A 12,996-nucleotide genomic window follows, 5' to 3' on the forward strand; every position below is an offset into this window, starting at 1 on the left:
CCATCAAGGCACGCTCGAACTTGTGCTTGATGTGATCCTCGCCGCGTTCCACTTCCTGCACGACGGCCTTGTTGGTCTTGCTCATGTGCGCGCGAAGATCGAGAAAGACGCGATGGGCGGAGGCGAGGGCCGTGCCGTCTTCCGGCGGTTCGCCACCAAGCGTGCGAACCGCCGCGCGAAGCTCCGCGCTGACCTGGTGCCGTTGCGTGGACCAGTGCCTGAACAGCTCGGCAAGCATCACGTTCTTCGCCTGCTCCGCGGCTTCGCGGTAGCCGTCGCGACTGTCGAGCAAGGCCTCGATGAGGCCATTGAGAATGCTGATGTCGTGCCTGTGGTCGCCCATGGAAAGTTTGCGTGTTGCCTCAACCGAAGGAGTGAAAGCCGGGACAGCGGGCCGCGAGGTCACGCTGCCCCGGTGCGTCCCTCCCGCGGACAGCAGACGGGAAGGGGCGATCCCTTGCGCCCGGGCGGTCGAGACGCGCCATCGAATCTAGGCTCGATGCCGTCCAGTCGCGATGAAGCGTGAATGCAGGAGCCCGTTCACCGGTTCACGCCGGGCCTGTTCGCTGCGTTGCTTGCCTTGCATATACGCGTCGATGCGCGTGATTTCCTGCGTGACCACAAGCAAGCGCGTTCGCCGGGGACGGATGAACGATTCGGGCGAGCATCACGTGATGGCCATGAACCTCATGCCCGACCTTGACGTTCATCACGCCACGGTGGTTGAACGCCAAATGAGGCATCGGGCCCACCAGCGACAGGGAGTGAACCGGCGATCATGAGCGTCATTTCATCGGATGCATTCGTCTTCTTTGGAGCGACCGGCGATCTCGCCTACAAGATGATCTTTCCGGCGTTGCAGGCCTTGATCGGTTCCGGCGGCCTGCGCATGCCCATCATCGGCGTCGCCCGCGGCAAGATGACCCTGGACCAACTGCGGGAACGCGCACGCGGCAGCCTGCGGGAGCACGGCGGCATCGATGCCGTCGCTTTCGATCGCCTTGCCGCGCAGATGCAGTACATCGACGGCGACTACAACGATGCCGATACCTATGCGCGCCTGAAGCAGGCCCTTGGCAAGGCGAACCACCCGCTTCATTACCTGGCCATACCGCCCGACATGTTCGGCATCGTGGTCGAGGGCCTTGCAAGGTCGGGTTGCGCGACAGGCGCGAGGATCGTGGTCGAAAAGCCCTTTGGTCGTGACCTGGCCTCCGCGAAGCGCTTGAATCGCATCCTGCACGACGTGTTCCCCGAGTCGTCGATCTTTCGCATCGATCATTACCTGGGCAAGGAGGCGGTGGAGAATCTCCTGTATTTCCGTTTCGCCAATACGTTTATCGAGCCGGTGTGGTCGCGCACGCATATAGACAACGTACAGATCACCATGGCCGAGAACTTCGGCATCCAGGGGCGTGGCAGTTTCTATGACGATGTGGGGGCCCTGCGCGACGTAGTGCAGAACCACCTGCTGCAGGTGACGGCCTTGCTCGCCATGGAGGCGCCGTTGGGATACGAGCCCGAAGCAATGCGTGCGGAAAAGCTTCGCCTGTTCCAGGCCATGCGACCCCTCAAGCCGAGCCAGCTGGTGCGTGGCCAGTTCCGTGGTTATCGCGGGGAGCGGGGAGTCGCGGCCGATTCGAGCGTGGAAACCTTCGCGGCGTTGCGCCTGCACATCGATACCTGGCGCTGGGCGGGCGTGCCGTTCTTCATCCGCACCGGCAAATGCCTGCCGCTGACCGCCTGCGAAGTGATGGTCAGCCTGAAGGAGCCGCCCCTGGCCGTCTTCGACGCGGCATCGACCGCGCGGACCAATTACTTCCGTTTTCGCCTTGGCCCGGAAGTGACCCTGGCCGTAGGCGCGCGGGTGAAACGGGCGGGGGAGCGGATGCGCGGCGAGTCGGTGGAACTGCTGGCCAGGCACCGGTCGGTGGGCGAGGAACTGCCCTATCAGCGGCTGATCGGGGAAGCCATACGTGGCGATCCTTCGCGATTCACCAGCGATGCGTGCGTGGAAGCGGCCTGGGCCGTGCTCGACCCCGTATGGGACAACGCGGGCCCCGTGCACGAGTACGCGCCCGGCAGCTGGGGGCCGGAGGCCGCCGACGCCATCGCGTCAAGGCATGGCGGTTGGCATGACCCGAAGAAGGAGAAGGCGCGTCCTTGCTGACGGCGATTCTTCAGGCGGTGATCCGCGCATCGGGCCTGGTCGCGAAAGTCTTCGGGTGTCCTGCGCGACTATCGAGGGCAGCCGGCAATACTCCAGCGCCACTCGCGCGCATGACTGTTTCGGCGGATGCGCCTTGGCCGTCCCACCGCCAGCGGAACCGCTTGCAGGATCGACGCGATCTGCACGGCGCTGCGTCGATGGGTCAGGTCGATGGCGTGGGGGCGATATCCCAGGCCGAGCGCATGGACGATCGAAGCGCCGCGGAAGCTCGTGGGTCGTTCCGAGGATGCATGTGCCGTCATGAGGGCAATCCCTTCCAGCGGCTCGATGCTGGCAAGTGCGACCGCCGACATGTTGGCCGGATGCCCACAGAGGACGCAGACCTTGGGCTCGGGGCTCTCCTCAGACACCACCAGGCGGCCGATGGCATCGGGAGGCAGGTCGGCGTCACGCGGTGCTTGCTCGCAGGTCACCACCTCGGCGATGCGGGCGGCGCGTCCGTCATCGGTGACGATGATGTTGCCGAGCAGCCCGGGGCCCACCAGTTGCGAAGAACGGCTATAGAACGCGCGTTGCAGGATCAGCCACGGATTGGCCTGGATGAGCAGATTGATGCGCCACTTGTGCAGAACACCGGTCAGGCGTGCGTGCAGGTAATCGGCGTCGCGGTCGTCGGTCTGTTGCTCCAGTTCCATCACCGACAGGCGCAAGGTATCGATCACCGGGCCATGCCGGCGAAACTGCGCGCCCAATTGCGCCCTGAGGGCACGTATTCCCAGTTCGGTCTTGAGATGGCTCATTGCGTCGTCCCTCGCCATGGATGACGACCGCCCCGGGCGAAAGGCGCAAGCGAGCTGAACAACGGGCCTCTCGGCATGGGTGATCCACCCCGATGGTCAAGGCTCGCGTGTCAACCGGCTGTGCAGTTCATGCCTAGCTGGCATCAAGCGGCGGCGCAGTCCGGTGTTTCTTCACGCTGCGGTGGGATGACCGGGTGTCACCGTGCCCGGCGACTCTCCTTGCAACGCCCATCGGCTAGTGCCGGAGCATGGATTTCAGGCAGGCGATCAATGCATGCATGCGAACCGGTTTCTGCAGGCGCCGGATATTGGCGTAGGCCGGCGGAATCGCGTCCTCGTCATAGCCGGTCGTCAGCACGATCGGCACGCCGCTCTCGACCAGTCGATCGATGAGGGGAAAGGCATGCTCGCCGCCGAGATTCACGTCGAGCACGGCAATGGCTGCGGCCTGTCCTTCGTCCAGCGCGCGTTGCGCAGTGGCCACGCTCGGGAAGGGTCCGAGAACCCGCCAGTCCGCCAGCTCGAGCGCTGCGCTCATGGTGCTGGCGATGAGGTAGTCGTCCTCGACGATGAGGACGGTTGCAGGGGAGGTCTGTTCGTCGTCGGTCATGGGCTGGTGTTTTAGCATCCGCGTGGTGTCTTGCCGTGTGAAATGAAACAGGCATGCGTGGTGGTGCCGATCCAGGAAATGCGAAGACGCCGTCGGTCCCGGGCGACGAGCTCGATCGAAGCGATGGAGCGCCTTCGCGGCTGCCCGCACCTCTCCTGCTGCCTGGATCGGAACTCCGCGTCGCGTCGACAGCTGGCAACCATCGATGCACAGGCACGCCACGACACGGTGCGCCGCGCGCAGCACCCGGACAACTCCCGATGGTCACGTAAGTAGAACTACGCAAGGCGACTTCCGGGACGGAAGAGAGCGCCTCGATGGATCGCGGGAAGCTGCGCCATGGTTGTGGTCGCCACGTGGCTGCAAGCCTATGATCCGTACGGTCGCGTCTCGATGGGGAATGGTCCCGATGCCTTCCGACAGATCCGTCGCTCAAGGCGAAGTGGTGCCGGTTACGCCGCAAGGCTGGTTGCGCTGGCTTCCCGGCCTGTCGACGTTGCGCACTTACCAGGCCTCATGGCTGCCCAAGGACGTGGCTGCCGGACTGGTGCTGACGACCATGCTGGTGCCCGTGGGCATCGCCTATGCCGAAGCATCGGGCGTGCCGGGTGTGTATGGCCTTTACGCCACCATCATCCCGCTGCTTGCCTACGCGATGTTCGGGCCGAGCCGGATCCTGGTGCTGGGCCCGGACTCTTCGCTGGCGGCGCCGATTCTCGCGGTCGTGGTGGCCGTCGCCGGCAGCGACCCTTCGCGCGCCATCGCCGTGGCCAGCATGATGGCGGTGGTCTCGGGCCTGTTCTGCATCATCCTTGGCTTCTTGCGCCTGGGCTTCGTCACCGAGCTGTTGTCCAAGCCGATCCGCTATGGGTACATGAATGGCATCGCATTGACCGTGCTGATCAGCCAGTTGCCGAAACTGTTCGGCATTCGCGTGGACGACCAAGGGCCGTTGCGCGAGATCGTGAGCCTGGGAAGGGCCATCGCCGAGGGTCAGGCCAACGGCTACAGCGTCGCGGTGGGCGCGGGAAGCCTGCTGCTCATCCTTTTCCTCAAGCGTTTCGAGCGAGTGCCCGGCATCCTGATCGCGGTGGTGCTGGCCACGCTTTGCGTTGGCGTCTTCAAGCTCGATGCGGCAGGCGTGAAGGTGCTCGGCGCGATTCCGCAGGGCTTGCCCGCCTTCGCGGTCCCCTGGGCGAGTGGCGCCGACGTGGTGAAGATCGTGCTCGGCGGTTGCGCCGTGGCGTTGATCTCGTTCGCCGATACCAGCGTGCTGTCGCGCACGTACGCGGCGCGTTTCCATACGCGCGTGGATCCCAACCAGGAGATGGTGGGCCTGGGCGCGGCCAACCTGGCAGCGGGTTTCTTCCAGGGTTTTCCGATCAGCAGCAGCTCCTCGCGCACGCCGGTGGCCGAAGCCGCGGGCGCCCGGACGCAGCTGACCGGCGTGGTGGGCGCGGTGGCCGTGGCGGTGGTGCTGATCGCGGCGCCCAACCTGATGCGACACCTGCCCAACAGCGCCTTGGCGGCGGTGGTCATCGCGGCCGCGCTCGGCTTGTTCGAGTTCGCCGATCTGCGGCGCATCCATCGCATCCAGCAGTGGGAGTTCTGGTTGTCCATCGCCTGCTTTGTCGGCGTGGCGGTTTTCGGCGCCATCCCCGGCATCTGCATCGCCGTGGTGCTGGCCGTGCTTGAATTCCTATGGGACGGCTGGCGGCCGCACTACGCCGTGCTGGGTCGCGTCGACAACCTGCGCGGATACCACGACACCAAGCGCTATCCCGACGCCGAACGCATTCCCGGGCTCGTGCTGTTCCGCTGGGACGCGCCATTGTTCTTCGCCAATGCCGAACTGTTCCAGGAGCGTCTGCTGGAAGCGGTCGAGGCGTCGCCGACATCGGTAAAGCGGGTCGTGGTGGCCGCCGAGCCCGTCACCAGCGTCGATGTCACCTCTGCGGACATGCTGCGGGAACTCTGCCGCATCCTGGGCGAGCGAGGCATCGCGCTGCACTTCGCCGAAATGAAGGATCCGGTCCGCGACAAGCTCAGGCGCTTCGAACTGGGCGACATCCTCGGCGAGCACCATTTCCACCCCACCGTGGGCAGCGCGGTCGACGCCTATCTGCACACGTCCCCATGAGACACGGGTGCTTGCCGGGCCGGTGTTTCGTTCGATCGAAGATCGTCGCTGGACCCGGGAATGGTCATCGCCGCGCCGGTACCGCCTCGTCCCGGTAAGCCGCTCGAAGGCCGGGCTTGCGCCGGCCGTTGTCCTGTTTCTGTCCACGCAGTGTCCGCGGACACCATCGCGACAGGGCAAGTGATTGAAAACCGGTGCTGGAGCGCATCTTGCTTGCCTTTGCTGACAACGGACGGAGGCAGGGCGTGGGAGCGACGATCAGGAAGCGGCTCAGGCGTTCGACTCTTCGGGAAGGCGCGACGCCTTTCGACCGGCTTCCCTGGAGCATCCAGGGTTTTGTCATCGATTTCCTGCGCTGCCACCAATGCGAAGTGACGCCGGCCAATTGCCAGGCCGTGGCCGAAGCGGTGGAGCTTCGCCTGAAGCAGGGCCCCATCTGCTACAGCCACCTCGCCGTGCTCATCGAAGACGACATCTTCCTCGAATGAGGGTGCTGCGACGCCAAGGCGCGCCGGGCGCATATCCGTGTCATGCGCCCGGCGCTAAAGTGCATGCACGCCGCGGCCCGGCACCGCGGCCGATGCCGGCGACATGAGGCGCTGAATCCAGGGGAGGCTTGCATGGCGACGGATGGTGTTCCGGTGGCGATCAGACAGCGCTCTTTGCTCCGCGTGCGCCGGTTGGGCGCCGGGCTGGTCACGGGTGCGGCGGACGACGATCCCAGCGGCATCGCCACCTATTCCCAGGCCGGCGCGGGCTGGGGTTACTCGGCGTTGTGGACGGTGATCGTCACGGTGCCATTCATGATCGGCATCCAGATGATCTGTGCGCATGTCGGGCGCGTGACGGGGCGCGGGCTGGCGGCCAACATGCGCGAGCACTTGCCGAAGCCCGTGGTGTTCGCGCTGGTGATGCTGTTGCTCTTCGCCAACGTGATCAACCTGGCTGCCGATGTCGGCGCCATGGGCGCTGCCTTCAACCTGCTGGTGGGCGGGCCGGCCTGGCTTTATGCCGCGGTGTTCGCCTTGTTCTCGCTGGCGCTCGAGGTATTCGTTCCGTTTTCGCGCTACTCGCCTTTCCTGAAGGTGCTTACCGTCAGCCTGCTGGCCTACGTCGCCACTGCGCTGGTGATTCAGGTGCCCTGGTCGACCCTGCCTGCCGCGATGTGGCCGCGCGAGCTCGCGGACAGGAGTTATCTGGTGATGATCGTCGGTGTGTTCGGCACCACCATCAGTCCCTACCTGTTCTTCTGGCAGGCGTCGGAAGAAGTGGAAGAAGAGGAGGCCTCGGCCATCGAGACGCCTTTGATCGAAGCCCCGGCGCAGTCCGTGGAGGCGTTTCGCCGGATCCGCTTCGATACCGTGTTCGGCATGAGCTACTCCAACCTGGTGGCGTTCTTCATCATGGTGACCGCGGCTTCGGTGCTGAGGTCGCACGGCATCACCACCATCGAGACATCGGCGGATGCGGCTCGCGCCCTGGAACCCGTCGCGGGTCGATTCGCCTCGCTGTTGTTTGCGCTGGGCATCGTGGGAACCGGCATGCTTGCCCTTCCGGTGCTGGCGGGGTCGGCGGCTTACGCGGTGACGGAGGCCGTGGGCAACCGTTCGAGGCTCAGCGACAAGCCCGCGGACGCCCGGCTGTTTTACCTGATCATCGTGGGCGCGATCCTGCTCGGCGTGATCCTCAGCTTTTCGCCGGTGGATCCCATTCGCCTGCTGTTCTGGGCCGCGGTGGTGAATGGCGTGATCTCCGTACCGCTGATGGTCGGCATCATGTGGATCGCCTCGTTGAAGGCGGTGATGGGGCCGTTCGTGGTGCAGCACTGGCTTCGCTGGCTGGGTTGGGGTGCGACCGGACTGATGGCGCTGGCGGTATTCGGCATGTTGCTTTGAGCCGGGATGAAGAGGGCACAAGCCATGAAAGTCATGCTCCTGAGTCGCCCGGGACAGCCGCTGTCCCTGGTCGAGCGCACGTTGCCCGCGCCTGCCGCAGGCGAAGTGCTTCTGCGCGTCGCCGCCTGCGGTGTCTGCCGGACCGACCTGCACGTGCTGGACGGGGAGCTTCCGCAGGCGCATTACCCGATCGTTCCGGGACACGAGATCGTCGGCACGGTGGAGGCGGTGGGCGAGGGCGTCGCATCGCCGCGTGTCGGCGAGCAGGTGGGCGTGCCATGGTTGGGCGAAACCTGCGGTACCTGTTTCTATTGCCGCCACGACCAGGAAAACCTGTGCGACAACCCGGTATTCACGGGCTGCTCGCGCGATGGCGGTTACGCCACCCACGTACTCGCCAAGGCAGCGTTCTGCCTTGCCCTGCCGAAGGCGCTCTATCCCGACGCGGCGCAAGCCGCACCCTTGCTGTGCGCCGGCCTGATCGGGGGCCGCGCCTTGTCCCTGGCGGGCGATGGCGAACGGATCGGCTTGTACGGCTTCGGCGCCGCCGCGCACCTGCTGATCCAGGTGGCGACATCGCAAGGGCGGCAGGTCTGCGCATTCACGCGCGAAGGCGATGCGGAGGCGCAGGCGTTTGCGCTGTCCCTGGGTGCGACCTGGGCTGGCGCCTCCACGCAGCGACCACCGTTCGAACTGGATGCCGCGATCATCTTTGCGCCGTCGGGTGAACTCGTGCCCTTGGCGTTGCGTGCGGTACGCAAGGGCGGGAGCGTCGTTTGCGGCGGTATCCACATGAGCGATATCCCGGGCTTTCCCTATCGGCTTTTGTGGGAGGAGCGACGCCTGGTGTCCGTGGCCAATCTCACTCGCCACGACGGACATGCCTTCCTGGCCGCGGCAGCCTCGGCCAAGGTGGTGTCGCATGTGCGCAGGTATGCGCTGGAACAAGCCAATGAGGCGCTCGATGATCTTCGGCGCGGCGCGCTGCAGGGCGCGGCGGTGCTCATCCCCTAGCGCGGCGCCGCCGTTTCAATGGCAGATCAGCACCGGGACATCGGCTGCCAGCAGCAATTTATTGGCCTGGCTGCCGAGCAACAGCTTGTCCAGGCCCGAGCGCCCGTGGGATCCCATCACGATCAGGTCGCAATGCCGGTCGCGCGCGGCGCGCACGATGCCTTCATAGGGGCGGTGCTCGAACTCGGATACGGCATCGCAGGCGACATGCGCGGCCTTGGCGCGCTCGCGCACCTGCTCCAGGTAATACACGGCATGCTCGTTGGCCTGATCGATGTAGACATTCTCCGGAAACGCCATCATTTCCGTGTCATAGGGCAAGGAGATAAAAGGCTCCATCGCGTGGTATGCGAGCACCTTGGCCCCGAGGCTGGCAGCCAGTGTGATGCCGATGTCCACGGCGCGCTGCGAAAGATCCGAACCATCGGTAGGCAGCAGGATGTGCTTGAACATGGCCTTGCTCCGGCATATGGCGACTGTGGGCGCCCGGTGCGCGACGGATCGCCTGGTGCGGGCATCCCGGGTGCCGGAAAGCTTGCTATGGCGCCACCGGATCGAAGTTGACCACGGTCAGTTGCGGCGCTCGCGGGCGTCGTGTCCATGGTCGGGCCCCCGGCCTTTCGCGCCCATCCGCCGCCCCGGATGCACCGTGATAGCATCAAAAGCACCGTTTCCTCTCCCCGGCGGGAGGGCGTGCCATGCAGCAGCCCAGCGCGGAAATGCTCGACCTCAGTCGGCTGCGCCGAAGCTGCGCTTCGTGTGGATTGCGTGAATTGTGCCTGCCCGCCGGGATATCCAACGGCGAACTCACCCGGCTCGATGCCACGGTCCGGGACAAGCGCCTGCTGGAGCGCGGCCGGTCGTTGTATCGGCTCGACGAAGCCTTTCACTCGCTGTTCGTGGTCCGCTCCGGCTCCCTCAAGACCTACGTGCTCGATGATGACGCCGAGCAGCAGGTGATCGGGTTTCATCTGCCGGGAGAAATCGTCGGCGTGGATGCGCTGGCATCCGGGCGACATGCCTGCCATGCCGAAGCGCTGGAGCGCACCAGCATCTGCGAGCTCCCGTATTCGCAACTGCAGCGCGTTCTGGCCGAAGTCCCGGCCCTGCACCGGCAGCTGTTGCGTGTCATCAGCCGCGAAGTGATCCAGGAGCATGAACACCTGGTCACCATGGGCCAGCAACAGGCCCAGGCGCGGCTCGCGATCTTCCTGAAGAACCTGTCGGAACGCTACGCCGCGTTGCAGCGCGACGGCTCGCGCCTGTCGCTGCCCATGTCGCGGCAGGACATCGCCAGTTATCTCGGGCTGGCGGTGGAAACGGTGTGCCGGCTGTTCACGCGGCTGGAGGAGCTGGGCGTGCTCAGCGTGCGTCGCCGGGCGGTGACGATCCTTCAGCCGGACCTGCTCGCCGGGCTTTGCCATCCCTCTTCACGGGTGGGCGAAATGAAGGGCGAGCCATTCGCGCCTGCGAGTGACAAGGCGGCTCGAAACTGACGGCAGTCAACTTGGCGTGCATCCGGCCAGCGTACAACTCGATTGTGCTGGATGCCATGCCATTCCCGACGGCGTCGTGATCCCGGAGCGGTCCGGCCGCCTCGCTCAGCCAAGGTCACACCCATGCCTGCAGCCATGCCCAACACCGCCGAACTGGCGAGGCCTTTCCTGCCCTTTCTCCATGCGATCGAGGGCGATCACTGGATAGAACCGCTGCGTGACGGCACGCCGGTACTGATCCGTCCATTGCGTCCCGAGGACCGGGAACGCGAAGAAGATTTCCTGGGCCGCCTGTCGCCCCACGCACGACGGCTGCGCTTCCTGGGCACGTTCGACGAGGTGCCGCCTGCGCTCGTCGACCGGCTGATGGCGGTCGACAACATGGGGCGTGTGGCGTTCGTCGCGCTGGTGCACGAGGGCGGCAAATTGCGTGAAATCGGCGTGAGTCGTTACCACGTGAGCGATGACGGCAAGCAGTGCGAATGCGCCGTGACGGTGGCCGAGGACTGGCAGGGGCGCGGCCTCGGCGTGCTGCTGATGCGCCATTTGATCGACATGGCGCGCCGCAAGGGCTTTGCACGCCTGTTCTCCATCGATGCGACGGACAACCAGCCCATGCGTGACCTGGCAAGCTACCTGGGGTTCCATCGCAGGCTCGATCCGGGCGACAGCACGCAGGTCATCCATTCGCTGGATTTGCGTTGATGCGCAACAGCGCTAACGTCATTCGCACGGGCGCCGAGGGCCGGTGCCACGACAGCGCCGCGTAATGGCATTCATGCCGAGGCACGACCCATGAACGTAAGTGACGTGATGAATGCGCAGGTCAGGACCGCCCTGGCCACCGACAGTGTCTCCCTGGCCATGCGCATCATGCTGGGTGCGCGGGTGAGCGGCCTCCCCGTGGTGGATGACAAGGGCCAGCTCGTCGGCATGATCACCGAAGGCGATCTGCTGCGGCGCGCCGAAGTGGGCACCGACCATCACCGGCCACGCTGGCTGGAGATCGTGCTGGGGCCGCGGCGCATGGCGCAGGAATATGTCGATACGCACAGTCGGCGCGTCGGCGACCTGATGACCAGCGACGTGGTGACGATCGAGGAGTCGGCGCCCCTGGGCGAAGCGGTCGCGCTCATGGAGAAGCATCGTATCCGCCGTCTTCCGGTGACCCGGCAGGGGAAACTCGCCGGCATACTGAGCCGCTCCGATTTCATGCGCGCGTTTCTCCACGCCTTGCCCGAGACGACGGCGGCGGAAACGTCCGATGCCGACATCAGCCGGCGCATCGACCAGGAGATGCTGCGCTGCCCGTGGATCACGCGTTCGGCCATCAAGGTCGGCGTGGCGAAGGGCGCGGTGGAAATCGACGGCGTGGTCACCAATGGCGCGATGCGCGACGCGCTGCGCGTGCTGGTGGAGAACGTGCCGGGCGTTACCGGCGTCCGTGACAGGCTGGTCGTCGAGGAACCCGCGCGAGGCTATTTCAAATAGCCGTCCGAACGGTGCGGCTAGCTGATCACGGTGATCAGCGCGGCAAGCCAGATCAGTGCGGTGCCGATGGCGAAGGCCCGGCGTGCCGCCACGATGCGTTCCTCGCTTTCGTTTTCGACGGGCGTGGTGACGATCCATGGCGTCGAGGCCAGCGCGGCGAAACCCAGGAAGGCGAGGGTGACGGCGACCACGTCGGGCCAGTGCCAGGGCGAGGCTTCGTGCACGCCCCAATATCCGAGGAAAGCCATGCCGAGGGCGCTCATGGTGGCCGAGGCCGCGCAGAGCCCGACGACTGAACCGGTGGGGGCACGCATGTCGGCAAACTCCCGGTAGTTCCCTTGGCCAAGCGTAGCGCAGCGCCGCCGGGGGAACGTGATGACCGCGTGCGTCAGCGGGCGCGCGGTTTGGTCTTGGGGAGGGATGCCGGCTGCGCGGGCGCGTCCGCCTTCACGAAATCGACGAAGGCGCGCAGCGGCGCGGGAAGATGCCGCCGCCCGGCGTAGTAGAGAAACGGGCCGCTGAAATCCTGCCACCACGGTTCGAGGATGGCCTCGAGCGCGCCGCTGTCCAGATGCGGGCGCAGCATGTCCTCGTAGAGATGAATCACGCCGAGGCCGGCAACAGCCGCGCCGATGGCGACATCGATGGCGGAGCCGGGACGCATCACGAGCGATCCCGGCGGGTCGAGGCGCAGCACCTCGCCGTCGCATTCGAAATCCCAGGTCGGCATGGCGCCACCAGCGAAGCGGCCGCGCAGACAGGCGTGGTCGAGCAGATCGCGTGGATGCTTCGGGCGGCCGCGGGCTTCAAGATAGGCCGGCGCGGCCGCCGTGGCAAAGCGCTGCACGCGGGGGCCGATCGGCGTGGCGATCATGTTCGGCTCCAGCCGTTCGTCGTAGCGGATGCCCGCGTCGCAGCCGGCGGAGGGGAGGTCCACGAAGCTGTCCTCGACGGTGATCTCCACGCGGATATCGGGGTACTGCTTGAGAAAGCGAAACAGGATCGGCGGCAATACGGTGCGCGCGACACCGGCCGGCACGTTCAGGCGCAAGGTGCCCGCGGGGCGGTCGCGAAAATGATTGAGCACATCCAGCGCCGCTTCCATGTCCGCAAGCGCGGGCATCAGTCGTTCCAGCAATCGTTCGCCTGCTTCGGTGGGCGCCACGCTGCGGGTCGTGCGATGGAGCAGTCGCACGCCAAGGCGCGCCTCCAGTCGACGTACCGCCGTGCTGAGCGCCGAGGCGGACACGCCGCTGGTGCGCGCCGCGTCGCGGAAGCCGCCGGCGCGCGCTACCGAAACGAAGGCGGCGAGGTCATTCATCTCCACGCTCATTGTTTGCCTTTTTGCACAGCCCGTGCGGATTCGACGGGATTATCGGA

14 protein-coding genes are annotated in these 12,996 nt (G+C 65.8%); 8 read left to right on the forward strand and 6 right to left on the reverse strand.

The genetic code is table 11. The features are described from left to right. Window positions 1-343: PA2169 family four-helix-bundle protein (locus JMF82_RS13830; protein WP_201315151.1), on the reverse strand; the 343-nt coding region annotated here is incomplete at its 3' end. A gap of 435 nt (window positions 344-778) precedes the next feature. Here JMF82_RS13830 and zwf point away from each other — a divergent pair. Next, entirely contained in the window at window positions 779-2,170 is a 1,392-nt protein-coding gene (gene zwf, locus JMF82_RS13835; protein ID WP_201315152.1) for a glucose-6-phosphate dehydrogenase, read from the forward strand. 68 nt (window positions 2,171-2,238) lie between these two features. On the opposite strand, the gene JMF82_RS13840 is transcribed toward zwf, so the two are convergent. Both JMF82_RS13840 and JMF82_RS13845 read right to left on the reverse strand, forming a co-directional pair. Then, window positions 2,239-2,970, reverse strand: coding sequence for a hypothetical protein (locus JMF82_RS13840; RefSeq protein WP_201315153.1), 732 nt, complete (start codon window positions 2,968-2,970; stop codon window positions 2,239-2,241). A 235-nt stretch (window positions 2,971-3,205) separates the two neighbouring features. After that, window positions 3,206-3,580, reverse strand: coding sequence for a response regulator (locus JMF82_RS13845; protein WP_201315154.1), 375 nt, complete (start codon window positions 3,578-3,580; stop codon window positions 3,206-3,208). Window positions 3,581-3,989: 409 nt separating this feature from the next. On the opposite strand from JMF82_RS13845, the gene sulP reads away from it, so the two are divergent. The 4 genes from sulP to JMF82_RS13865 all read left to right on the forward strand — a co-directional run bounded on the left by sulP (window position 3,990) and on the right by JMF82_RS13865 (window position 8,629). Then, window positions 3,990-5,720 (forward strand): sulfate permease, encoded by a 1,731-nt coding sequence (gene sulP, locus JMF82_RS13850; RefSeq protein ID WP_201315155.1) that lies wholly within the window; start codon window positions 3,990-3,992, stop codon window positions 5,718-5,720. Window positions 5,721-5,965: 245 nt separating this feature from the next. Then, complete coding sequence (locus JMF82_RS13855) at window positions 5,966-6,208, forward strand: hypothetical protein (protein ID WP_201315156.1); 243 nt, start codon at window positions 5,966-5,968, stop codon at window positions 6,206-6,208. A 132-nt stretch (window positions 6,209-6,340) separates the two neighbouring features. Further along, the gene (locus JMF82_RS13860) at window positions 6,341-7,615 is read left to right on the forward strand and encodes a divalent metal cation transporter (RefSeq protein WP_201315157.1); all 1,275 of its coding nucleotides are present in this window, start codon (window positions 6,341-6,343) and stop codon (window positions 7,613-7,615) included. Between the two features lie 24 nt (window positions 7,616-7,639). Further along, complete coding sequence (locus JMF82_RS13865) at window positions 7,640-8,629, forward strand: zinc-dependent alcohol dehydrogenase family protein (RefSeq protein ID WP_201315158.1); 990 nt, start codon at window positions 7,640-7,642, stop codon at window positions 8,627-8,629. Between the two features lie 15 nt (window positions 8,630-8,644). Here JMF82_RS13865 and JMF82_RS13870 read toward each other — a convergent pair whose 3' ends face one another. Continuing rightward, a complete protein-coding gene (locus JMF82_RS13870; protein ID WP_201315159.1) occupies window positions 8,645-9,082 on the reverse strand; it encodes a universal stress protein in 438 nt (145 codons plus the stop codon). Window positions 9,083-9,327: 245 nt separating this feature from the next. On the opposite strand from JMF82_RS13870, the gene JMF82_RS13875 reads away from it, so the two are divergent. The 3 genes from JMF82_RS13875 (at window position 9,328) to JMF82_RS13885 (ending at window position 11,616) form a co-directional block, all read left to right on the forward strand. Then, entirely contained in the window at window positions 9,328-10,125 is a 798-nt protein-coding gene (locus tag JMF82_RS13875; protein WP_201315160.1) for a helix-turn-helix domain-containing protein, read from the forward strand. Window positions 10,126-10,248: 123 nt separating this feature from the next. Further along, complete coding sequence (locus tag JMF82_RS13880; RefSeq protein WP_236585475.1) at window positions 10,249-10,830, forward strand: GNAT family N-acetyltransferase; 582 nt, start codon at window positions 10,249-10,251, stop codon at window positions 10,828-10,830. A 90-nt stretch (window positions 10,831-10,920) separates the two neighbouring features. Continuing rightward, window positions 10,921-11,616, forward strand: coding sequence for a CBS domain-containing protein (locus JMF82_RS13885; RefSeq protein WP_201315161.1), 696 nt, complete (start codon window positions 10,921-10,923; stop codon window positions 11,614-11,616). A 17-nt stretch (window positions 11,617-11,633) separates the two neighbouring features. On the opposite strand, the gene JMF82_RS13890 is transcribed toward JMF82_RS13885, so the two are convergent. Both JMF82_RS13890 and JMF82_RS13895 read right to left on the reverse strand, forming a co-directional pair. Beyond that, window positions 11,634-11,930 (reverse strand): hypothetical protein, encoded by a 297-nt coding sequence (locus JMF82_RS13890; protein WP_236585476.1) that lies wholly within the window; start codon window positions 11,928-11,930, stop codon window positions 11,634-11,636. 74 nt (window positions 11,931-12,004) lie between these two features. Then, on the reverse strand, window positions 12,005-12,949 hold the full coding sequence (locus JMF82_RS13895) for a LysR family transcriptional regulator (protein ID WP_201315162.1): 945 nt from the start codon (window positions 12,947-12,949) through the stop codon (window positions 12,005-12,007). Window positions 12,950-12,996: the final 47 nt, after the last annotated feature.

Origin of the sequence: Dyella sp. EPa41, from assembly GCF_016586165.1 — a bacterium.
Classification (GTDB): domain Bacteria; phylum Pseudomonadota; class Gammaproteobacteria; order Xanthomonadales; family Rhodanobacteraceae; genus Dyella.